The organism is Ancylobacter moscoviensis, from assembly GCF_007559435.1.
Classification (GTDB): Bacteria; Pseudomonadota; Alphaproteobacteria; order Rhizobiales; family Xanthobacteraceae; genus Ancylobacter; species Ancylobacter moscoviensis.
Genome location: NZ_VMBP01000006.1, coordinates 172,378 through 195,244, shown reverse-complemented (window position 1 = coordinate 195,244; position 22,867 = coordinate 172,378). Strand labels below are relative to the sequence as shown.

Below are 22,867 nucleotides of genomic sequence, written 5' to 3'. Positions count from 1 at the left end.
ACGCGCGCGGCAGCGCGACGACAGGATGCATGAAGGATACGGCCCGCCACGCGGCGGACCGGGACGAGACGGTTCGCCGGGCTGCGCATGTCGCGTGCGCCCGGCGGATTGTGACACCAGGGTGAGCGAGAAGAAGTCGCAAGTATTTTCGAAGTCGATCACCACCTGGGAGTTGCTCGCGCTTTCTTCGTGAAGCGGAGCATGGGGAGAAGGAAAGCTTTTCCATTCAGAACGGATGGAAAATCTCATTGCGGCGGCAGGGTGAGCCTCCGTCGAATGGTTAACGCTTAAAAGGGAAGTCGACCACGATGTCTAAGCCCCTCGAAGGTATTAAGATCATCGATTTCACGCACGTTCAGGCTGGTCCGGCCTGCACGCAGCTCCTCGCCTGGTTCGGCGCCGACGTCATCAAGGTCGAGCGCCCCGGCGCGGGCGACGTCACGCGCTCGCAGCTGCGTCACGTCAAGGACGCCGACGCGCTGTACTTCACCATGCTGAACTCCAACAAGCGCTCGCTGACGCTGGACACTAAGACGGCGCAGGGCAAGGAAGTCCTGACCAAGCTCATCAAAGAGTCGGACGTCATGGTCGAGAATTTCGGCCCCGGCGCTCTGGACCGCATGGGCTTCACCTGGGAGCACATCCAGTCGCTCAACCCGGGCATGATCCTCGCCTCGGTGAAGGGCTTCTCGGAAGGCCACGCCTATGAGGACCTGAAGGTCTACGAGAACGTCGCGCAGTGCGCGGGCGGCGCCGCCTCCACCACCGGCTTCTGGGATGGCCCGCCGACCGTGTCGGCTGCCGCGCTCGGTGACAGCAACACCGGCATGCACCTCGCCATCGGCATCCTCACGGCGCTGCACCAGAAGATCAAGACCGGCAAGGGCCAGAAGGTCGCCGTGTCGATGCAGGACTCGGTGCTCAACCTCTGCCGCGTCAAGCTGCGCGACCAGCAGCGTCTCGACGCCCTCGGCTATCTCGAGGAATACCCCCAGTATCCGCACGGCGAGTTCTCGGACGTGGTGCCGCGCGGCGGCAACGCGGGCGGCGGCGGCCAGCCGGGCTGGGTGCTGAAGTGCAAGGGCTGGGAGACCGACCCGAACGCCTACATCTACTTCACCATCCAGGGCCATGCCTGGGCGCCGATCTGCAAGGCGCTGGGCAAGCCGGAGTGGATCGACGACCCGGCCTACAACACCGCCGAGGCCCGTCAGGACAAGATCTTCGACATCTTCGCCTTCATCGAGAGCTGGCTCGCCGACAAGACGAAGTTCGAAGCCATCGACATCCTGCGCAAGTTCGACATCCCCTGCGCCCCGGTGCTGTCGATGAAGGAGATCGCCAACGACCCGTCGCTGCGCAAGAGCGGCACCGTGGTCGAGGTCGATCACCCCAAGCTCGGCAAGTACCTGACCGTCGGCTCGCCGATCAAGTTCTCGGATGTCGAGGTCGAGGTGACCGCCTCGCCGCTGCTCGGCCAGCACACCAACGAGGTGCTCGCCCAGCTCGGCTACTCGCAGGAAGAAATCGCTGCGATGCACGACGCGAAGGCGGTCTGATCGACCGTCCCGCCGGGCGGCGCCCTGCGCGCCGCCCTCCCCTCCGCGGGGGCAAGCGCGGAACGATCGGCCCCCGCTTCAAGGCTGCGCGGCATATCCGCGGCGGACGGGCGAGCCACAGAGCCTCCCGGAGCGGAACGAAGGGTTTGCCCGACGTTCGGTTCCTCCTAGGCGACTGGTGCCGGCGCGGCTTCGCGCCGGCATTTTTTTATGACAATGTATTGTCACGAAGAACTTCGGACGGATGTCTCCGTGAAAAACATCGCGATTGGGTTTCTACTCGTTGCGCTGGCGTTTACGTCCTATCGCATCATCGAAATCGAGAATCAGCGATATGCATTAATCGTAGGAATGTGTCGGCGGATCGATTCAAACGTACCCGACCTCAACTGCCTGCAACGAGCCCAGAGCCGCACAAATTGGCTTTGGCATCTGTATTACGGCCTCACCGAATAAGGCTCACCGCCCCGAATATTGCGTCGTCAGCCGCCGCGCCGCCTCGCGCACCCGCGCGCCGAGATCGGCGATGCGCTCGGGCGGCATGCGTACCGTCGGCGCCGAGATCGAGATCGCGCCCACCGGCTCGCGCCATTCGTCGAGCACCGCCGCCGCCACGCAGCGCATGCCGGGCGTGTGCTCCTCATCGTCGATGGAATAGCCGCGCTCGGCGATCTCCGCGAGATCGGACTGCAGCGCCCGCCGGCTCACATGGGTATGCTCGGTGAAGCGCTGGAGCTGGTCGCCGCCGAGCCAGGCGCGCCGGGCCTCCGGGTTCATCCCTGCCAGGATCGCCTTGCCGCCGCCGGAGGCATGGATCGGCAGGTCGCCGCCGATGCGGAAGAAGGCGCGCACCGCCGCGTGGCTCTCCACCTGCGCGACGCAGATGAGATGAGGCCCCTCAATCAGCGACAGGTTCACCGTCTCGTTCACCCCGTGCGACAGCTCGCGCAGCAGGGAGCGCGCGATCTCCGGCAGCTTGCGGATGCGCAGGTAAGCCGAGCCGACGCGGAAGAGCCCGATGCCCACCATCCACTGCCCCGTCGCGGGGTCGTGGCCGACGAGACCGCGCCGCTCCAGCGTGGTGAGCAGGCGGTGCACGGTGGAGGTCGGCAGCTCGGCCGCCCGCGCCACCTCGCTCAGCGTCAGGCCGTCCTCGCGCGCCAGCACCTCGAGCAGCGCGATGGCGCGGTCGAGCGACTGCACTTCCCCGCCGCCCTCCGCCCCACCCGTCGAGGATGGGCGGCCGCGACGGCGCACGGTCGGGACAGCCTGGTTCATCTGCAACTCACCTCCGAAGTCGGGCAGCGGGAACGGGATACCCGATCCAGGCGCCGCCCGCCGTCTGCCGATCTTATGCCATCGGTCGGCATGTACCCTTCCTAGCATAAAGGCGCATTCGTCTAATTTTCGCAAATCAGAAATATATCCCGTATTGCGGAAATGGGGGTGACGTGGCATGTTTTCCGCGATTTCGGAAATTCATCCCGCAACGCGGGAAGAATCATGCCGCTTCGCAGCATGGCGCCCGGTTGATGAAACCCCGGCGCCACGCGCCTCGGCGGCCACCGGAACCGGAGATTTTGAACAGAGTTCGAAAGCCGGCCGAGCGCCGCCAGCCCTGCGAGCCAGGGCGACGCTCCGCCGGCGACAACGACGCCAGGAGGAGTTGCCATGGCCAAGATGCGTGCTGTCGATGCCGCAATCCGGGTTCTCGCCAAGGAAGGGGTGACCACCGCTTTCGGCGTGCCCGGCGCCGCGATCAATCCGCTCTATTCCGCGATGCGGGCCCATGGGCAGACGCGCCACGTGCTGGCGCGCCATGTCGAGGCCGCCTCGCACATGGCGGAAGGCTACACCCGCGCCAAGGCCGGCAATATCGGCGTGTGCATCGGCACCTCGGGCCCGGCGGGCACCGACATGATCACCGGCCTCTACTCGGCCGCCGCCGATTCGATCCCGATCCTGTGTATCACCGGCCAGGCGCCGCGCGCGCGTCTCTACAAGGAAGACTTCCAGGCGATCGACATCGAATCGATCGCCAAGCCGGTCGCCAAGTGGGCGGTGATGGTGCGTGAGCCGGCGCTGGTGCCGATGGTGTTCCAGCAGGCGTTCCACGTCATGCGCTCGGGCCGCCCTGGCCCGGTGCTGATCGACCTGCCGATCGACGTCCAGCTCGCCGAGATCGAGTTCGACGAGGACACCTACGCCCCGCTGGAAGTCTACAAGCCCAAGGCGACCCGCAAGCAGGCCGAAAAGGCCATCGCCATGCTGAACGAGGCCGAGCGCCCGCTCATCGTCTCCGGCGGCGGCATCATCAATGCGGACGCCTCCGACAAGCTGGTCGCGTTCGCCGAACTCACCGGCGTGCCGGTCATCCCGACCCTCATGGGCTGGGGCACGATCCCGGACGACCACGACCTGATGGCCGGCATGTGCGGCCTGCAGACGTCGCACCGTTACGGCAACGCCAACATGCTCGCCTCGGACTTCGTGTTCGGCATCGGTAATCGCTGGGCAAACCGCCACACCGGCTCGGTCGAGGTCTACACCAAGGACCGCAAGTTCATTCACGTCGACATCGAGCCGACGCAGATCGGCCGCGTCTTCGGCCCCGATCTCGGCATCGTCTCGGACGCCGGCGCGGCGCTCGACCTCTTCATCGAGGTGGCGAAGGAATACAAGGCCGCCGGCAAGCTCAAGGACCGTTCGGCTTGGGCCAAGGAATGCCTCGACCGCAAGAAGACCATGCTGCGCAAGACGCACTTCGACAACGTGCCGCTGAAGCCGCAGCGCGTCTATGAGGAGATGAACGAGGCGTTCGGCCGCGACACCCGCTATGTCTCGACCATCGGCCTCAGCCAGATCGCGGGCGCGCAGATGCTCCACGTCTACAAGCCGCGCAACTGGATCAACTGCGGCCAGGCCGGCCCGCTGGGCTGGACCCTGCCGGCGGCGCTCGGCGTGCGCGCGGCAGATCCCGATGCCGAGATCGTGGCCCTGTCGGGCGACTACGACTTCCAGTTCCTCATCGAGGAGCTCGCGGTCGGCGCCCAGCACAAGCTGCCCTATATCCATGTGGTCGTGAACAACTCCTATCTGGGCCTCATCCGTCAGGCGCAGCGCGGCTTCAACATGGACTTCGAGGTCTCGCTCGCCTTCGACAACATCAATGCCGACGAGAATGCCGGCTACGGCGTCGACCACGTGGCCGTGGCGGAAGGCCTCGGCTGCAAGGCGGTGCGCGTTTCCTCGCCCAACGAGTTCAAGGACGCCTTCGTGCGGGCCAAGGCCCTGATGAAGGAACATCAGGTTCCGGTGGTGATGGAGTTCATCCTCGAGCGCGTCACCAACATCGCCATGGGCACCGAGATCGACGCGGTCAACGAGTTCGAGGAAGTGCTCGACCTCCCGCTGGAAGGCGTCACGGAAAAGGCCTGATCGCGCGGGGTGGCGCGCAGCCCGGCAGTGGCCGGCCGCCGCCCCGTCCGTACTTCGGCGGAAGCCGCGTACTTCCGCCTTGCGCGCTTTCATGCCATCGAGGCGGCGCGCCCATACCGTCGGGGCATGGCCTTCACCGGCCCCGCCCCGCGTCAAACAAACCTGTCCCTGCCTAGGAGAGCGGTCCATGCCCCGTTTTGCCGCCAATCTCACCATGCTGTTCAACGAGGTGCCCTTCCTCGACCGGTTCGAGAAGGCCGCCGCCGCCGGCTTCACCGGCGTCGAGTACCTCTTCCCCTATGACTTCCCGGTCGAGGAGCTGGTGGCCCGCCTGAAGGCCAACGGCCTCAGCCAGGTGCTGCACAACCTGCCGGCCGGAAACTGGGGCGGCGGCGAGCGCGGCATCGCCATCCTGCCCGACCGCGTGGAGGAATTCCGCGCGGGCGTCGACAAGGCGATCACCTACGCCACCGCGCTCGGCTCCCCGCAGGTGAACATCCTCGCCGGCATCGCTCCCGCCGGCGTAGACCGTGCCGTGCTGCACAAGACCTTCGTGGAAAACCTGAAATACGCCGCGCCGCGCATCAAGGATGCCGGCCTCAAGCTGCTGATCGAGCCGATCAACACGCGCGACATCCCGGGCTTCTTCCTGAACTACACGAAGCAAGCCAAGGACATCATCGAGGAGGTCGGTTCCGACAACCTCTTCATCCAGTACGACATCTACCACATGCAGATCATGGAAGGGGATCTCGCCCGCACCATCGAGGCGAACCTGCCGCTGATCGCGCATATCCAGCTCGCCGACAATCCGGGCCGCAACGAGCCGGGCACGGGCGAGATCAACTACGAGTTCCTGTTCCGCTACCTCGACTCCATCGGCTACGCCGGCTGGATCGGGTGCGAGTACAAGCCGAAGGGCGACACCGAGGCGGGCCTCGGCTGGCTCAAGGCGCTCACCGGCGCGGCCTGAGCCACGTCCGGTCAAGAAACGACATTCAAGAATACCGTCTGGGAAAACGAGGAAAAGACGATGGCGAAGGTTGGATTTGTCGGTCTGGGCATCATGGGCGCGCCCATGGCCGGTCACCTCATCGACGCGGGCCACACGCTCTATCTCTATGACGTCAAGCCGGTGTCGGCCGAGCTGACGGGCAAGGGCGGCATCGCCTGCGCCAGCGGCGCCGAGGTCGCCAAGAACGCCGACATCATCATCACCATGGTGCCGGACACCCCGCACGTGAACGCCGCCCTCTTCGGCGAGAACGGCATTGCGTCGGGTCTTTCGGCGGGGAAGATCGTGGTGGACATGTCGTCGATCGCGCCGGTGGAGACGAAGGAGTTCGCCGCGAAGATCAACGCGCTGGGCTGCGACTATCTCGACGCGCCGGTTTCCGGCGGCGAGGTCGGCGCCAAGGCGGCCTCGCTGACCATCATGGTCGGCGGGCCAGAGGCGGCGTTCGCGACGGTGAAGCCGCTGTTCGAGAAGATGGGCAAGAACATCACGCTGGTGGGCGGCAATGGCGACGGGCAGACCACCAAGGTCGCGAACCAGATCATCGTGGCGCTGACCATCCAGGCGGTGGGCGAGGCGCTGTTGTTCGCCTCCAAGGCGGGCGCCGACCCGGCGAAGGTGCGCGAGGCGCTGATGGGCGGCTTCGCCAATTCGCGCATCCTCGAGGTGCATGGGGAGCGGATGGTGAAGCGGACCTTCAACCCCGGCTTCCGGATCGAGCTGCACCAGAAGGACCTGAACCTCGCCCTGACGGGGGCGCGGCAGCTTCAGATGGCGCTTCCGGCGACGGCGCTGGCGCAGCAGCTTTTCAGCGCCTGCGCGGCGAATGGCGGGGCGGCGTGGGACCATTCGGCGCTGGTGAAGGCGCTGGAGATGCTCGCCAACCACACCGTCGCTCCCGATGCCTGACGGGAAGTGAATTCATAATTCAGAATACCTTTCGGGGGCGCTCAGGCGCCCCCGATCTGTTTCTGCCAGAATAAGTAAGGATTGCTGCCCCGGTAGTGGAACCCCGCTGCCGGGGTAGTCTTTTGCGTAGTCAGACAGACAATTGTTCTGGCCTATACACCGTGGACAAGCCGGCATTCGCCGAAGTAACTTGTAAGACACGTCGCAAACACGCCCCGCAGGACACGCGAAGCGGCACAACATGCGCGACGTATTATCACGCCCTTGAATTCGCCCTTGACGAGGGACCTGTCGTCCCCAATCATGGCATACAAAATACCAAACAAGTTCCGGGCACCGCGGGGGTAGCCCGGACGCAGGAGGGAGTCCCATGAAGGTCTGCATCTACGGTGCCGGCGCGATCGGCGGCTATGTCGGCGTCCAGCTCAAGCGGGCGGGTGTCGACGTGAGCCTCGTCGCCCGCGGTGCCCATCTCGAAGCGATGAAGCGCAACGGCCTCAAGCTGCTCATCGACGACGAGGAGCGTGTCGAGCACATTCCCTGCTCCGACAACCCGGCCGACCTCGGCCCGCAGGATTACGTCATCGTGGCGCTCAAGGCCCATTCGGTGCCGGGCGTCGTCGACGCCATGCAGCCGCTGCTGGGCAACGACACCGCTGTCGTCACCGCGGTGAACGGCGTGCCGTACTGGTACTACTACAAGCACGGCGACCAGCTCGAAGGCCGCACGCTGGAGAGCGTCGATCCGGGCGGCAAGCAGTGGAACGGCCTGCGCCCCGAGCGCGCCATCGGCTGCATCGTCTATCCCGCGACCGAAGTGATCGAGCCGGGCGTCATCAAGCACGTCTACGGCGACAAGTTCCCGCTGGGCGAGCCCTCCGGGGAGATCACCGAGCGCGCCACCAAGCTGTCCGAGGCCTTCGCCGCCGGCGGCATGCGCGCGCCGGTACTGCCGAACATCCGCGACGAACTGTGGCTGAAGCTGTGGGGCAATCTCTGCTTCAACCCGATCAGCGCGCTCACCCACGCCACCCTCGACGTGATCGCCTCCGATCCGGGCACCCGCGCGGTCGCCAAGGCGATGATGCTCGAGGCGCAGGAGATCGCCGTCCAGTCCGGCGTGAACTTCCGCGTCGGCGTCGAGCGGCGCATCGACGGTGCCGGTGCGGTCGGCGCGCACAAGACCTCCATGCTGCAGGACCTGGAGCGTTCGCGCGCCATGGAGATCGACCCGCTCGTCACCGTGGTGCAGGAGATGGGCCGTCTCGCGGGCATCCCGACCCCGACCATCGACGTCGTGCTCAGCCTGGTCCGCCAGCGCGCGCAGATCGCCGGCTGCTACAACTGAGTTCGACGAAAAATGGCACATTGGGTTCGTTTCCAGCGCTCGGGCGCGGCCGGCTTCGGCACGCTCGAGGGCGACACCATCACCGTTCACAGCGGCAACATGTTCAACGGCGCGACGCCGACCGGGGAGCGCGTCGCGCTCGCCGAGGTCGAGCTGCTCAGCCCCACCGAACCGACCAAGGTCATCGCGCTGTGGAACAATTTCCACGCCCTCGCCGCGAAGCTCAATTCGCCGGTGCCGGCCGATCCGCTCTATCTGCTGAAGGCCGGCTCCAGCCTCACCAGCCCCGGCGCCACCGTACGCCGGCCGGCCTCCTATGACGGCAAAATCGTCTATGAGGGCGAACTGGGCATCGTGATCGGCCGCAAGGCGACCGCGGTGTCCGAGGAGGAAGCCGGCGACTACATCTTCGGCTACACCTGCGTGAACGACATCACCGCCGCCGACATCATCAACAAGGACGCCACCTTCGCGCAGTGGGTGCGGGCCAAGAGCTTCGACGGCTTCGGCCCATTCGGCCCGGTGGTGGCGACCGATGTCGACCCCGCCAGCCTCGTCGTACGCACCGTGCTCAACGGCGAGGAGCGCCAGCGCTACCCGATCAGCGACATGGTGTTTCCCGCGCAGCGGCTGGTCAGCCGCATCTCGCACGACATGACACTCAACCCCGGCGACGTCATCTGCTGCGGCACGTCGATCGGCGTTGGCACCATGAAGGCCCCGAGCAACACGGTTGAAATCGTGATCGAGGGCATCGGGACGCTCAGCAACACTTTCGTGCAGTAGCGCCCCGGCGCGCGAGCGCCTATAGGGAAATAGGATACGCCAATCGACGGGAAGGCCAGGGGCTTCGCGCCATGCGCTTCAGGCCCTATGCCCTCCCGGCCGTCCGGTTGTGGAGGAGCGGATTTAATGAATATCCATGAATACCAGGCCAAGGGGGTGCTCCGCGAATTCGGGGTCCCGGTGCCGAACGGCGTTGCCATTCTCGCGGCGGCCGAAGCCGAGGCCGCGGCGGCCAAGATCGCCGGTCCGGTGTGGGTGGTGAAGAGCCAGATCCACGCCGGCGGACGCGGCAAGGGCAAGTTCAAGGAAGCCGACGCGGGCGAGAAGGGCGGCGTGCGCGTCGTCAAGTCCGCCGCCGAAGCCGCCGCCAATGCCAAGCAGATCCTCGGCAAGACGCTGGTGACCATCCAGACCGGCCCGGCCGGCAAGCAGGTCAACCGCGTCTACATCGAGGAAGGCTCCGACATCGACAAGGAGTTCTACCTCTCCGCCCTCGTCGACCGCGCCACCTCGCGCGTTGCCTTCGTCGTCTCGACGGAAGGCGGCATGGACATCGAGGAAGTCGCCCACTCGACCCCCGAGAAGATCCACACCTTCTCGGTCGATCCGGCCACCGGCGTCATGCCCCATCACGGGCGCACCGTCGCGCAGGCGCTCGGCCTCACCGGCGATCTCGCCAAGCAGGCGGGCGATCTCGTGACCAAGCTCTATGCCGCCTTCGTCGGCAAGGACATGGCGATGCTCGAGATCAATCCGCTGGTCGTCACCAAGGACGGCAAGCTGAAGTGCCTCGACGCCAAGATCTCCTTCGATTCCAACTCGCTCTACCGTCACCCGGACGTCGTCGCCCTGCGCGATGAGACCGAGGAGGACGCCAAGGAGATCGAGGCCTCGAAGTACGACCTCGCCTATATCGCCCTCGACGGCACCATCGGCTGCATGGTGAATGGCGCCGGCCTCGCCATGGCCACGCTCGACATCATCAAGCTCTACGGCGAAAGCCCCGCGAACTTCCTCGACGTGGGCGGCGGCGCCACCGAGGAGAAGGTGACGGCGGCGTTCAAGATCATCACCGCCGACCCGAACGTGAAGGGCATCCTCGTCAACATCTTCGGCGGCATCATGAAGTGCGACGTCATCGCGCGCGGCGTCATCGCCGCGGTGAAGGCGGTCGGCCTCCAGGTTCCGCTGGTGGTCCGCCTCGAAGGAACAAATGTCGAGGAAGGCAAACAGATCATCCGCGACTCGGGACTGAACGTCATCCCGGCGGACGATCTCGACGACGCCGCCCAGAAGATCGTCAAGGCCGTGAAGGAGGCTGCGTGATGTCGGTTCTGCTGACCAAGGAAACCAAGATCATCACCCAGGGCTTCACCGGCAAGAACGGCACCTTCCACTCCGAGCAGGCGCTGGCCTATGGCTCGAAGGTGGTCGGCGGCACCTCGCCGGGCAAGGGCGGCACCACCCATCTCGGCCTGCCGGTGTTCGACACCGTCGCCGAGGCGCGTGAGAAGACCGGCGCCGACGCCTCGGTCATCTACGTGCCGCCCCCGGGCGCGGCCGATGCCATCTGCGAGGCGATCGCGGCGGAGATCCCGCTCATCGTCTGCATCACCGAGGGCATTCCGGTGCTCGACATGGTGAAGGTGCGCCGCGCGCTGGACGGCTCGAAGTCGCGCCTCGTCGGCCCGAACTGCCCCGGCATCGTCACCGCTGGCGAATCGAAGATCGGCATCATGCCGGCCAACATCTTCAAGAAGGGCTCGGTCGGCGTGGTCTCGCGCTCGGGCACGCTGACCTATGAGGCGGTGTTCCAGACCTCGCAGGAAGGCCTCGGCCAGACCACCGCCGTCGGCATCGGCGGCGATCCGGTCAAGGGCACCGAGTTCATCGACGTGCTGGAGCTGTTCCTCGCGGACGACGCCACCGAGTCGATCGTCATGATCGGCGAGATCGGCGGCTCGGCCGAGGAAGAAGCGGCCCAGTTCCTCAAGGACGAGGCCAAGCGCGGCCGCAAGAAGCCGATGGTCGGCTTCATCGCCGGCCGCACCGCCCCTCCCGGCCGCCGCATGGGCCATGCCGGCGCCATCATCTCCGGCGGCAAGGGCGGCGCCGAGGACAAGATCGCGGCGATGGAAGAGGCCGGCATCGTGGTCTCCCCCTCCCCGGCCCGTCTCGGCAAGACGCTGGTCGACGTGCTCAACAAGCGCGTCGCGGCCTGACGCTGCGGCCTCCAGGCCGACACCACTAACAGAAAGCCCCGCGGCAGCGATGCCGCGGGGCTTTTCGTTTCAGGCCGGGTAGCATTCCGGTGGAAGGCCTGCGGTCTCTTCGTTCTCAAGCGTTTCGGCGATCAGGATCGTCATCCACGCATGGCAAACGATGAGCAGCGGCAGGACGGGAAACACCGTCTCGAACATGCGCTTTCTCCGATCATCCGTCTGTTGCAGTGCAACGTAACGGAGGCCTCGGGTATCTGGTATACCTAATGCCAGATGGTGCCCCTGCGCGTCGCGCATGGCAAAGGACATGAAGCGGGGCTGAATCTCGCAAGCGTCGACGGCGCCAACCGACGCCGCAGGAGCGTCAGTTGTTTTCCTGCTCCGGCGGCACGGCAAGCCCCCACTCGGTGAAGGCCTTGCGGAAGGCGGCGTTGCCCGCGGCCCCCTTCTCCAGCACCAGAATGGCGCGGCGCCCGTTCTCGAACACGATCGGCAGGTCGAGCCAGTTCCGCGTGATCAGGAAGGCGAGGTTGCGCTGGATATCCGCATCGAGCGCCGAAAGACCGATCAGGAAGAAGCCCGGCGCCACCCGCACCGCGAGGCCCACCAGCGGCGCGCCCTGGGCGCCTTCCGAAGCCTTCGCCCGCATGCCCGGCACGTTCGACACATTGCCGAGGTCGAAGTTCTGCGGCAGGCGGAACTGCACCTCGATGATGTGCGACGCCGGAATGCTGGGATCCTGGTTGCGCCGCAGCGTCAGCGTCACCGCGATGTCGCGGGCCGGAATGGTGATATCACCGCGAATGCCGATATCCGGCGCCTGCCCGTTGCTCGCGGGGCTGGTCTCGGTGCTCCACTTCACCGTGCCGACATATTGCTGCAGCCCCTGCTCGCCGCCGCCCGGGCTCTCCTCGAACAGCACCGCGCGCTGCGGCGCGTTGATGTCCTGCTCGCTGGGGGCATTGCTGGGGGCACTCATCGCGGGACGCGACGAGTCGGGCGCCTGCGTGATGCGGTCGGTCGACTTCTGCGTCTCGGGCGTGGCCGGGCGCGCCGGCGCCTGCGCGGTCGGACGCGGCGCCGTCTGGCCGCCGACGAGCGCGAGGATGGTCTCGCGCTGCGTGTAGCCGACCGCGCCAGCCGCGATCAGCAGCAGCAGGAAGGCAAGAAGCGCGACCAGCTTGCCGCGACCGCCGCGGGCGGGCGCCGCTTCTTCCTGCTGAGGCTCGCCGATGTCGTTCTCGGCTGCCTCGGTTTCATCGGCGTATTCCGTTGCGCTGGCCTCGCGGGCGCGCACCATGCGCGCCGCGTCGCTGCGCCAGTCATGGCGCCCGCCCGCCCCGACCTCTGGCGCCTCTGCGCCTTCCGGAGCGGGCTTCGCGGCGGAGACCTCGGGCGCCGGCCGCGACACCGGTGGAACCGGAGGCACGACGGGCGAGGAAACCGTTTCCCCACTGCCGGCATGTTCCGCCTCCAGCCGGCCGATGGCATTCTCCAGCGCCTGCTGCTCGCGATGGACATCGTCCTCCGGCAGCGGGGGATCGACCGCGCGGAGCTGGGCGAGCAGCGCCCGGCGCGCCCGCTCATAAACGGCCTTGCGCGCCTCCCCGGATTTGTCGGGAAGGCCGCCGATGGCGCGTGCGAGAAGCGGGTAATAGTCGGCCATAATGCAATCAGCTGGCGGGGATCAGGGAGCGATCACGATTCGAAGGGATTCTGCACCAGGATCGTATCATCACGCTCCGGGCTGGTTGACAACAACGCCACCGGGCAACCGATCAGTTCCTCGATGCGGCGCACATATTTGATAGCCTCGGCCGGCAGGTCGACCCACGAACGGGCGCCGGCGGTGGATTCGGTCCAGCCTTCGAGCGTCTCGTAGACCGGCTCGACCCGTGCCTGCGCATCCTGGCCGGCAGGGAAGTAGTCGATCTCCTGGCCGTCGAGCCGGTAGCGCGTGCACACCTTCAGCTCCTTGAAGCCGTCGAGCACGTCGAGCTTGGTCAGCGCGATGCCGTTGATGCCGGAAGTGCGCACGGTCTGGCGCACCAGCGTGGCGTCGAACCAGCCGCAGCGGCGCGGACGGCCGGTGACGGTGCCGAACTCGTGGCCCCGCTCGCCGATCCGGCGGCCGGTGTCGTCGTGCAGCTCGGTCGGGAACGGCCCTTCGCCGACACGGGTCGTGTAGGCCTTGGTGATGCCCAGCACGTAGCCGATCGCGCCCGGCCCAAGGCCCGAGCCCGTCGCCGCCTGCGCCGCCACCGTGTTGGAAGAGGTCACGAAGGGATAGGTGCCGTGATCGACATCGAGCAGCGCGCCCTGCGCGCCCTCGAACAGGATCTTGGAGCCGTGCCGGCGCTCATCGTCGAGCAGCGCCCACACCCGGTCCATGAAGGGGAGCACCTTGGGCGCCACTTCCAGCAGTTCGGCGCGCAGCCGCACCCCGTCCACCTCATCGATACCAAGCCCGCGCCGCAATGCGTTGTGGTGCGCCAGCAGCCGCTCGATCTTGGCATCCAGCGAATCGGGGAAGGCGAGGTCCATCAGGCGGATGGCGCGCCGGCCGACCTTGTCCTCATAGGCGGGACCGATGCCGCGCTTGGTGGTGCCGATCTTGGTGCCGGCGCTCGCATTCTCGCGAATCGCGTCGAGCTCGCGGTGCAGCGGCAGGATGAGCGCGACGTTCTCCGCCACGCGCAGCCGCTCGGGGCTCACCTCGACGCCCTGGTTACGGATGCGGCCGATCTCGTCCACCAGCGCCCACGGGTCGAGCACGACGCCGTTGCCGATCACCGAGAGCCGCGCGCCGCGCACGAGGCCCGACGGCAGAAGGGAAAGCTTGTAGGTGGTATTGCCCACCACGAGCGTATGCCCGGCATTATGGCCGCCCTGGAAGCGAACGACGACGTCCGCCTGTTCGCTGAGCCAATCGACGATCTTGCCCTTACCCTCGTCGCCCCACTGGGAACCGACGACGACCACATTCGCCACGAGCCACGCTCCTGATTGCGAGCCGGGGGCCGGCATGGTGCCGTGCCCGCCGCACAGACAAAACCCCGGCGAAACGGTCCGACCGGGGCTGCATCGTCTTAAGGGATGACTCCGGGTCAGGCAAGGACAGCCCATCCGCGACGGCAGGCCGCAACCGGGAGATCAACCGGGTCGGCAGGTACGACAGGAGGCAATTGCACCCGCGCAAGCGGCGGACGATTGCGCACGGGCCCGTCCCGCACAACTTTATGCAAACGGCGGAACTTCCGCCGGAAGGAGCCGTCATGACCACCATCACCGCCGATGCCGGAATCGTCGCGCCCCTCGCCGAGGCGCCCTCCCTGCCTGCCACCCTGCACATGGGTGCCGTGCGCCTGCGGGTGCGTGATGCCGCGCGCTCCATCGCCTTCTACACCGGCACGGTCGGCCTCACCCTTCTCGGTAGGACCGCCGAGGGCATCGTGCGCCTCGGCGCCGGCGACGAGGTCGTCGTCGAACTCGAGGAGGCGCCCGAGGCGCGTCCACGTCCGCGCGGCACCACCGGCCTGTTCCACGTCGCCATCCTCGTGCCGGACCGACCGTCCCTCGCCGTCGTCCTCAATCGCCTGATCGCGCAGGGCGTACGTATCGGCGCGTCCGACCATCTGGTCAGCGAGGCGCTCTATTTCGACGATCCGGACGGCAACGGCATCGAGATCTACCGCGATCGCCCGGCCGACGAATGGAACTGGGACGGCCGCACGGTCGAGATGGCGACCTACCCGCTCGACCTGCGCGGCCTGCTCGCCGATCTCCCTGCCACGGCGACTGTCGGGACGCCCATGCCCGCCGGAACCCGCGTCGGCCATGTCCATCTGCAGGTCGGCGAGATCGCCCGTGCCCGTCATTTCTATGTCGACCTCCTCGGCTTCGAGCTGACGACCGATCGCTATCCGGGCGCGCTGTTCGTCAGCGCCGGCCATTACCACCACCATCTCGGCCTCAACATCTGGCAGAGCCGGGGCGGCGGGCCGGCTCCCGCCGGCAGCGTCGGTCTCGTTCATTTCGAGGTGGTTCTTCCCGATGCCACGGCGGTCGAGGCGCTGCGCGCGCGCATCCTCGCGGCCGGAGAGAGCGTCGTGCCGGTGGAAGGCGGCTTCGCCATCGCCGATCCCTGGGGCACCCGCCTGCATGTGCTGAGCCGCGTCTGAAACCGGGCGCGTGCGGCGCGTCATAAGCCGCCCGCGCCGGGCAATCAGATTAATTCATGGATCGGCCGGTGCCACAGAACGTGGAAATGCTCTAGAGCATTTGCGCGCCAACGACCTCGCACCCGGTCCCGCCATGTTCCGCCGCCTGCTGGACGCGCCTTACTTGCTGCTCACCCTGGTACCGCTGTTCTGGGCGGGCAACATCGTGCTCGGCCGGCACATCGCCGGGCATGTGCCGCCGGCGACGCTCGCCTGGCTGCGCTGGGTGCTGGCCGTGCTCATCCTGCTGCCCTTCGCCTGGCGGGCGATGCGCACGGAATGGCCGCTGGTGCGCCGTCACTGGCTGCTGGTCGGCGTGCTGTCCTTCACCGGCATCACGCTGTTCAACACCATGCAGTACCACGCGCTGGAGTTCACCCCGGCGCTCAACGCGCTGCTCATCCAGTCCACCGGCCCGCTGCTCATCGCCTTCTGGGCGCTGGTGCTGAACGGCGATCGGCTCTCGGCCGGACAGGCCGCCGGCATCGGCCTGTCCCTGCTGGGCGTGCTCACCATCATCTGCCGGGGCGATCCGGCGGTACTGGCGAACATCGAGTTCAACCAGGGTGACCTGTGGATGATCGCGGCGATGATCATCTACGGCATCTATTCCGCGCTGCTGGCCCGCCGCCCCGGTTTTTCCCAGCTCGGTTTCCTCGGCTACAGCCTCGCCATCGGCGCGCTGCTGCTCACCCCGCTTTTCGTCGCCGAACGCATGGTCAGCCCGCCCGTCACCTTCGACGCGCAGGCGATCGCCGCCATCATCTACGTCGCCATCTTCCCCTCGGTGCTGGCCTATCTGTTCTTCATCCGCGGCATCCAGCTCGTCGGGCCGAACCGGGCCGCGCCGTTCTTCCACCTCATGCCGGTGTTCGGCTCGGCGCTGGCGATCGTGTTCCTGGGGGAGCAGCCCTTTCTCTACCACGCGGTCGGCTATGCGCTCGTGCTCCTCGGCGTGGTGATCGCCACCCTCTGGTCACCCAGGCGCATCAGCCCAGCTCGAAACTCGTGACGCCGTAGAGCTTCTCCAGCGCCACCGGCCGGACAGCGCCCCTGTACATCCGTGCCGTCTCGAAGACCGGAGCAAGACCGTGGCGCCGGGCCAGTGCCAGGGCCGCCGGGTTGGGCTCGGGCACGTCGAGCACGATGTCGTCGGAACCCGCCGCCGCCCGCAGCGCGCGAAACACCGCCTCGGCCGCCGCCTCGTCCTCGGCGACCAGCGGCCCGATCTTCCGGCCCGCCCGCGCCGGACGCACCACGCCCCAGCCCGCGAGCCTGTCGCCCCGCAGCAGCCCGCGTCCGATATGCCCCGGCGCCGAAAGCCACGCCTTCAGGAAGGCGGCGCGCGGCGCCGGAAAGATCTCGCCGTCGCTCGCCTCGATGAGGCTGAAGGGCAGGTCCGCGAGATCGGCCGTGTCCCCTGCCTCGCCGGCGGCCGGGTTCCCGGCGAAGCGTATGTTGCGGTAGGCGAGCGCGAAGCCCTGCTTCGCATAGTTCGCCTGCTGCGCCGGCACGCCGTCGAGCCCGACGTTGCGCCCGCCCGCGTGGGCGAGGCCCGCCTGCCAGAGCTTCCAGCCGATGCCGCGCCCGCGTAGGTCCGGGCGCACGATATAGAAGCCGAGAAAGGCGAAGCGCGCGTCGTAGTTCACCACCGAGATGGTCGCCGCGGGTTCGCCGTCGAGCTCGGCGAGAAGGAAGCCCTCGGGGTCGACCGCGCCGAAGCAGGCCGCGTCGGCGAGACCGGGATTCCACCCCTCCTGCGCCGCCCAGTCGACGGCGAGGCATATTTCGTTCGCCCCGAGAGGCCGGATAGTGATCGTGCCGGTCATGGCGCGCGCCGCCGATTCGTTATGGGAGCACCATCATGCTGAATGAAATGATCGTCGGCATCGTCATGAATCTTCTGGTGATGCTCGTGCACCTCAGCGCCACCATCCTGCTGATTCTGATGGTCACTCCCTTCGAGAAATGGCTGGTGAAACGCCCCTATCTGCGACTCATGGTGGCGCTGATCATCGTCAACATCGTGCTGCTCGCGGCCCATATGGTGGAGGTCGGCCTCTGGGCCGCCGTCTATGCTATTCGCGATCTCGTTGCCGATCCGGCCGATGCCTACTACTCCGCCTTCGTCAACTACACGACGCTCGGCTACGGCGACGTGCTGCAGGGCACCCGCACGCGCCTGCTCGGCCCCATGACCGCCGGCAGCGGCATCCTCATGTTCGGCTGGTCGACGGCGCTGCTCATCTATGTGCTGCAGGGCCACCTGCCGCGCATCGCCCACAGCCGGATCGAAAGCAAGAGCGACAACGAGACCTGAGAGCTCCCGGCATCTCAGCCTCACTCCGGCTTGTGGTGGGCGTGCCAGTGCCGGGCAATGTCGATGCGGCGCGGCACCCACACCCGGTCGTGCTTCTCGATATGATCGAGGAAGCGCTGCAGGCCGACGATCCTCCCCGGCCGCCCGACGAGCCGCCCGTGCAGACCGATGCTCAGCATCTTCGGCGCCTCCGCCCCCTCGGCATAAAGCGCGTCGAAGCTGTCGCGCAGATAGGCGAAGAACTGGTCTCCGGAATTGAAGCCCTGCGGCGTGGCGAAGCGCATGTCGTTGGTGTCGAGCGTGTAGGGAATGCTCAGATGCGGCCCGCGCGGCCCCTCGACCCAGAACGGCAGGTCGTCGGAATAAATGTCGGAATCATAGAGGAAGCCCCCCTCCTCCATCACCAGAAGCCGCGAATGCTCGGAGGTGCGCCCGGTGTACCAGCCGAGCGGCCTCTCGCCGACGAGTTCGGTGTGCAGGCGGATCGCCGTCTCGAAATCCGCCTTCTCCGCCGCATGGGAATGGTTGCGGTAGTCGATCCATTTCAGCCCGTGGCTGGAAATCTCCCAGTCCGCTTCCTTCATGGCCGCCACCGCTTCCGGGTTGCGGGCCAAAGCGGTGGCGACGCCGTAGACCGTCACCGGCAAGCCGCGCGCGGTGAACAGCCGCCACAGCCGCCAGAAGCCGGCGCGCGAGCCGTACTCGTAGATCGACTCCATGTTCATGTGCCGCTGGCCCGGCCAGGGCTGGGCGCCGACGATCTCCGAAAGGAACGCCTCCGAGGCCGCGTCGCCATGCAGGATGCAGTTCTCGCCGCCTTCCTCGTAATTGACCACGAACTGCACCGCGATCCGCGCGCCGCCCGGCCATTTCGGGTCCGGCGGATTGCGGCCATAGCCGATCATGTCGCGGGGATAGGCGGAATCGATCTTGAACATGCGAAGCGTACTCGGCGGGTGGAAGCGGAACGAACGTCGTCCGTCCGTCAGGCTAATGCGTTACAGGCAGGGGCGGAACATTATCCCGCCCTTGTCGCATAAATCTTGCTTGGTCCTCTCGACAAGCCGGCTCCTGGTGGTCTTGATGGGCCGGAACAGTCACCAAGGTGCCCGATGTCGCTTCCCGATCCCAGCTTTCTCCTCGCCCGCGCCCCGGTCGTTCCCGTCGTCACCGTCCCCAGCGTGGCGACTGGCGTCAAGCTCGCCCGGGCGCTGACGGAAGGCGGCCTGCCGCTGATCGAGGTCACGCTGCGCACGCCGGCGGCGCTCGAAGCCATCGCCGCCATCGCCGCCGAGGTGCCGGACGCCATCGTCGGCGCCGGCACGGTGACGCGGCCGGAGCTGATCCAGAAGTCGATCGACGCCGGCGCGCGCTTCCTCGTCAGCCCCGGCTGCCCGACCGCGCTGGCCGAGGCGCTGGCCGAGGCGCCGGTGCCGGTCATGCCCGGCTGCGCCACCGCCACCGAGGCGATGACGCTGCACGCCCTGGGCTTCCCGGTGCTCAAGCTCTTCCCGGCCGAATCGGTCGGCGGCGTCGGCCTCATCAAGTCCCTCGCCGGCCCGCTGCCGGACCTGCGCTTCTGCCCGACCGGCGGCATCGGTCCGTCCAACGTCGGCTCCTACCTCGCCCAGCCCAACATCCTCGCCGTCGGCGGCTCGTGGGTGGCGCCGAGCGAGGCGGTGAACATGGGCGACTGGGAGCAGATCGTGGCGCTGGCCAAGGCGGCCTCGAAACTGCACCGGGCCTCCTTCCCGCTCTGACCGCTTCCGACCCCTTCGCAAACGAAAAGCCCGGCTGCGCGTACACGCGGCCGGGCTTTTTCTCTGGCTTCACGGTCATCGCCCCGGGGAGACCCGCGGCCATGACCGTCCGGCACGCCGGCGTTCTCAGAACACCAGCGGCTTGGCCTGCTTGACCGAGGGGATCTGCTGCACCTTGTCGAGCAGTTCCGCCGGCACCTTGCCGTCCACCTCGACCAGCGCGATGGCGTCGCCGCCCTGGCGGTCGCGGCCGAGCGCGAAGGTGGCGATGTTGATGCCGGCGTCGCCCAGCAGGCTGGCGAAACGGCCGACGAAGCCCGGCCGGTCCTCGTTGGTGACGTAGAGCATGGACGGCGCGAACTCGGCGTCGACCTTGATGCCCTTGATATCGACGATGCGCGGGCGCCCGTCGGCGAACACCGTGCCGGAGATCGAGCGCTCCATCTTCTCGGTCACCACCGTCAGCGTCACCAGGCTCTCATAGTCGCCGGCGATCTCGCGGGTGGTCTCCTCCACCACGATGCCGCGCTCCTTGGCGATGCTCGGGGCGGAGACGACGTTCACGTCCTGCAGCGCCGGGCGCAGCAGGCCGGCCACCGCCGCCGAGGTCAGCGCCTTGATCTTCAGCCCCGCCACCGCGCCGTCATAGGTGATGCGCACGGTCTTGATGTCGGTGTCGGTGAGCTGGCCGGCGAACGAGCCGAGCTTCTCGGCGAGCTCGATGAAGGGCTTCAGCTTCGGGGCTTCCTCGGCGGTGATCGAGGGGAAGTTCACCGCGTTGGAGATCGCCCCGCGCAGCAGGTAGTCGCTCATCTGCTCGGCCACCTGCAGCGCCACGTTCTCCTGCGCCTCGGTGGTCGAGGCGCCGAGATGCGGGGTGCAGATCACGTTGGGGTGGCCGAACAGCACGTTCTCGGTCGCCGGCTCGGAGGAGAACACGTCGAAGGCCGCGCCCGCGACCTGGCCGGAATCGAGCGCCGCCGCCAGCGCCGCCTCGTCGACGAGGCCGCCACGCGCGCAGTTGATGATGCGCACGCCCTTCTTGGTCTTGGCAAGCGCCTCGGCGGAGAGGACGTTCCGGGTCTTGTCGGTCAGCGGCGTGTGCAGCGTGATGATGTCGGCGCGGGCCAGCAGGTCGTCGAGCTCGACCTTCTCCACGCCGATGTCGAGCGCGCGCTCGGACGAGAGGAACGGGTCGAAGGCGATGACCTTCATCTTCAGCCCGAGGGCGCGGTCGGCGACGATGGAGCCGATATTGCCGCAGCCGATGACGCCGAGCGTCTTGGCGGTCAGCTCGACGCCCATGAAGCGGTTCTTCTCCCACTTGCCGGCCTGGGTGGAGGCGTCGGCGGCGGGGATCTCGCGGGCCAGCGCGAACATCATCGCGATGGCGTGCTCGGCAGTGGTGATGGAGTTGCCGAACGGCGTGTTCATCACGATCACGCCCTTGGCGGTGGCGGCCGGGATATCGACATTGTCGACGCCGATGCCGGCGCGGCCGACCACCTTCAGGCGCGTGGCGTTCTCGAGGATCTTCGGCGTCACCTTGGTCGCCGAGCGGATCGCGAGACCGTCATAATTGCCGATGATCTCGGCGAGCTTGTCCTTGTCCTTGCCGAGGGCCGGCTGGAAATCCACCTCAATGCCGCGATCCTTGAAGATCTGCACGGCGGCGGGCGAAAGGGCATCGGAAATCAGAACGCGGGGAGCCATGGTTTTCGTCCAGTCAGACGGTTGATGTCGACCCGCCTCTGGCGGGAGGGCAAAGGGTCCCGCCGCTGGCGGGAGGGGACGACGAAGCGTTCGTCGGGCGCATGCTCGGAAAAAGGTTCGACGGCGAGACGCGGCCGGGAGGAGAGAGCCAATTCGCCGTCGAGCCGGAAGCGGCCCCTTCGCCGTCCCCTCGCGTCAGCGGCGGGGGAACGCGCGGAAAGGATCAGGCGGCCTGCTTGAGGCCCGCCTTGGCGCTGGCGAAGGCCCAGTCGAGCCAAGGCAGCAGCGCTTCCAGGTCGGACGTCTCGACCGTGGCGCCGGCCCAGATGCGCAGGCCCGCCGGAGCGTCGCGATAGGCGCCGACGTCATAGGCGACGCCCGCCTTCTCCAGCGCGGAGGCCAGCGACTTGGCGAAGGCCGCCTGCGCGTCGGCGGCGAGCGCCTTCACCTCGGCGTCGGCGACGACGAGGCACACGCTGGTGTTGGAGCGCGTCGCCGCGTCCTTGGCCAGGAAGTCGATCCAGGGCGTCTTCGCCACATAGTCGGCGAGCACCTTGAAGTTCGCGTCGGAGCGCGCGCGCAGGCCCTTCAGCCCGCCGATCCGCTTCGCCCAGTTCAACGCGTCGAGATAGTCCTCGACGCAGAGCATGGACGGGGTGTTGATCGTCTCGCCCTCGAAGATGCCTTCGATCAGCTTGCCGCCCTTGGTCATGCGGAAGATCTTCGGCAGCGGCCAGGCCGGCACGTAGCTCTCCAGGCGCTCCACGGCGCGCGGCGAGAGGATGAGCATGCCGTGCGCCGCCTCGCCGCCCAGCACCTTCTGCCAGGAGAAGGTCACGACATCGAGCTTGGCCCAGTCGAGATCCTGCGCGAAGGCCGCCGAGGTGGCGTCGCAGATGGTCAGGCCCTTGCGGTCCGCCGGAATGAAGTCCGCGTTCGGCACGCGCACGCCGGAGGTGGTGCCGTTCCAGGTGAACACCACATCGTGGTCGAAATTCACCTCGTTCAGGTCCGGCAGATCGCCATAGGGCGCCTTCAGGACGCGGGCGTCCTTGAGCTTGAGCTGCTTGACGACGTCCGTCACCCAGCCTTCGCCGAAGCTTTCCCAGGCGAGCATGTCGACCGGGCGGGCGCCGAGCAGCGACCACAGCGCCATCTCGACCGCGCCGGTGTCGGACGCGGGAACGATGCCGATGCGGTAGTCGGCGGGAATTTCGAGGATTTCGCGGGTGAGGTCGATGGCGAGCTTCAGCTTCGCCTTGCCGACCTTGGCACGGTGCGAGCGGCCGAGCGGAGCATCGCTCAAGGCCTCCAGCGTCCAGCCGGGACGCTTGGCGCAGGGACCAGAAGAAAAATTGGGATTCGCCGGCTTCGCCGCCGGCAGAGCGATATTCGTCATTTTAGCCATCCTTCCAGATGGGTGCCCCTCGGTGGGGAGGGGTAGCCCGAGCGGGGATGTACTCCCGTCGTTCGGAAAGCGCAACAGGAAAAGGGTTTCCAAGGTATGCGGGATTTTCCGGAACGCGACGAATGCAGTTTGAGTGCAGGAACGAGTCGGGAACGCGTGTCAGGAAGTG

At 67.1% G+C, this 22,867-nt stretch carries 20 protein-coding genes; 12 read left to right on the top strand and 8 right to left on the bottom strand.

Annotation, left to right across the window (positions count from 1 at the left end; translation table 11 throughout):
• Positions 1-308: 308 nt before the first annotated feature.
• Entirely contained in the window at positions 309-1,559 is a 1,251-nt protein-coding gene (frc, locus tag FO470_RS17405; RefSeq protein ID WP_144344254.1) for a formyl-CoA transferase, read from the top strand.
• Between the two features lie 459 nt (positions 1,560-2,018).
• On the opposite strand, the gene FO470_RS17400 is transcribed toward frc, so the two are convergent.
• Complete coding sequence (locus FO470_RS17400; RefSeq protein WP_144344253.1) at positions 2,019-2,837, bottom strand: IclR family transcriptional regulator; 819 nt, start codon at positions 2,835-2,837, stop codon at positions 2,019-2,021.
• 393 nt (positions 2,838-3,230) lie between these two features.
• Between FO470_RS17400 and gcl the strand changes: the two genes are divergently transcribed.
• From gcl to sucD, 7 genes are all read left to right on the top strand, one after another.
• Positions 3,231-4,997, top strand: a complete 1,767-nt coding sequence (gene gcl / locus FO470_RS17395) for a glyoxylate carboligase (protein WP_144344252.1) — start codon at positions 3,231-3,233, stop codon at positions 4,995-4,997.
• Between the two features lie 187 nt (positions 4,998-5,184).
• Positions 5,185-5,970: a hydroxypyruvate isomerase gene (hyi, locus tag FO470_RS17390; RefSeq protein ID WP_144344251.1), complete on the top strand. Its 786-nt coding sequence runs from the start codon at positions 5,185-5,187 to the stop codon at positions 5,968-5,970.
• Between the two features lie 60 nt (positions 5,971-6,030).
• Complete coding sequence (locus FO470_RS17385; RefSeq protein ID WP_144344250.1) at positions 6,031-6,921, top strand: 2-hydroxy-3-oxopropionate reductase; 891 nt, start codon at positions 6,031-6,033, stop codon at positions 6,919-6,921.
• A 370-nt stretch (positions 6,922-7,291) separates the two neighbouring features.
• A complete protein-coding gene (locus FO470_RS17380; RefSeq protein ID WP_144344249.1) occupies positions 7,292-8,269 on the top strand; it encodes a 2-dehydropantoate 2-reductase in 978 nt (325 codons plus the stop codon).
• 12 nt (positions 8,270-8,281) lie between these two features.
• Entirely contained in the window at positions 8,282-9,055 is a 774-nt protein-coding gene (locus tag FO470_RS17375; RefSeq protein WP_144344248.1) for a fumarylacetoacetate hydrolase family protein, read from the top strand.
• A 126-nt stretch (positions 9,056-9,181) separates the two neighbouring features.
• Entirely contained in the window at positions 9,182-10,381 is a 1,200-nt protein-coding gene (gene sucC, locus FO470_RS17370; RefSeq protein WP_144344247.1) for an ADP-forming succinate--CoA ligase subunit beta, read from the top strand.
• Positions 10,381-11,277 (top strand): succinate--CoA ligase subunit alpha, encoded by an 897-nt coding sequence (gene sucD / locus FO470_RS17365; protein ID WP_144344246.1) that lies wholly within the window; start codon positions 10,381-10,383, stop codon positions 11,275-11,277. Before sucC ends, sucD begins: the two co-directional genes overlap by 1 nt.
• Before the next feature lie 69 nt (positions 11,278-11,346).
• On the opposite strand, the gene FO470_RS19800 is transcribed toward sucD, so the two are convergent.
• The 3 genes from FO470_RS19800 to FO470_RS17355 form a co-directional block, all read right to left on the bottom strand.
• Positions 11,347-11,475, bottom strand: a complete 129-nt coding sequence (locus FO470_RS19800) for a hypothetical protein (protein WP_272482981.1) — start codon at positions 11,473-11,475, stop codon at positions 11,347-11,349.
• A 166-nt stretch (positions 11,476-11,641) separates the two neighbouring features.
• Positions 11,642-12,943 carry a hypothetical protein gene (locus FO470_RS17360; RefSeq protein WP_144344245.1) on the bottom strand — a complete coding sequence of 434 codons (1,302 nt, stop codon included), beginning with the start codon at positions 12,941-12,943 and terminating at the stop codon, positions 11,642-11,644.
• Positions 12,944-12,975: 32 nt separating this feature from the next.
• Positions 12,976-14,268, bottom strand: a complete 1,293-nt coding sequence (locus tag FO470_RS17355) for an adenylosuccinate synthase (RefSeq protein WP_144344244.1) — start codon at positions 14,266-14,268, stop codon at positions 12,976-12,978.
• 284 nt (positions 14,269-14,552) lie between these two features.
• Between FO470_RS17355 and FO470_RS17350 the strand changes: the two genes are divergently transcribed.
• Both FO470_RS17350 and FO470_RS17345 read left to right on the top strand, forming a co-directional pair.
• A complete protein-coding gene (locus FO470_RS17350) occupies positions 14,553-15,458 on the top strand; it encodes a VOC family protein (RefSeq protein ID WP_186292008.1) in 906 nt (301 codons plus the stop codon).
• Positions 15,459-15,591: 133 nt separating this feature from the next.
• Positions 15,592-16,509 carry a DMT family transporter gene (locus FO470_RS17345; protein ID WP_144344243.1) on the top strand — a complete coding sequence of 306 codons (918 nt, stop codon included), beginning with the start codon at positions 15,592-15,594 and terminating at the stop codon, positions 16,507-16,509.
• Here FO470_RS17345 and FO470_RS17340 read toward each other — a convergent pair.
• A complete protein-coding gene (locus FO470_RS17340) occupies positions 16,487-17,326 on the bottom strand; it encodes a GNAT family N-acetyltransferase (protein ID WP_144344242.1) in 840 nt (279 codons plus the stop codon). The genes FO470_RS17345 and FO470_RS17340 overlap by 23 nt on opposite strands.
• 35 nt (positions 17,327-17,361) lie before the next feature.
• On the opposite strand from FO470_RS17340, the gene FO470_RS17335 reads away from it, so the two are divergent.
• Entirely contained in the window at positions 17,362-17,817 is a 456-nt protein-coding gene (locus FO470_RS17335) for an ion channel (RefSeq protein ID WP_144344241.1), read from the top strand.
• Between the two features lie 20 nt (positions 17,818-17,837).
• On the opposite strand, the gene puuE is transcribed toward FO470_RS17335, so the two are convergent.
• Positions 17,838-18,755, bottom strand: coding sequence for an allantoinase PuuE (puuE, locus tag FO470_RS17330; protein ID WP_144344240.1), 918 nt, complete (start codon positions 18,753-18,755; stop codon positions 17,838-17,840).
• 174 nt (positions 18,756-18,929) lie between these two features.
• Here puuE and eda point away from each other — a divergent pair, with 174 nt between their 5' ends.
• A complete protein-coding gene (eda, locus tag FO470_RS17325) occupies positions 18,930-19,577 on the top strand; it encodes a bifunctional 4-hydroxy-2-oxoglutarate aldolase/2-dehydro-3-deoxy-phosphogluconate aldolase (protein ID WP_144344239.1) in 648 nt (215 codons plus the stop codon).
• 126 nt (positions 19,578-19,703) lie between these two features.
• Here eda and serA read toward each other — a convergent pair whose 3' ends face one another.
• Both serA and FO470_RS17315 read right to left on the bottom strand, forming a co-directional pair.
• Positions 19,704-21,290, bottom strand: a complete 1,587-nt coding sequence (serA, locus tag FO470_RS17320; RefSeq protein WP_144344238.1) for a phosphoglycerate dehydrogenase — start codon at positions 21,288-21,290, stop codon at positions 19,704-19,706.
• A gap of 223 nt (positions 21,291-21,513) precedes the next feature.
• Entirely contained in the window at positions 21,514-22,689 is a 1,176-nt protein-coding gene (locus FO470_RS17315) for a phosphoserine transaminase (RefSeq protein ID WP_144344237.1), read from the bottom strand.
• Between the last annotated feature and the right edge of the window lie 178 nt (positions 22,690-22,867).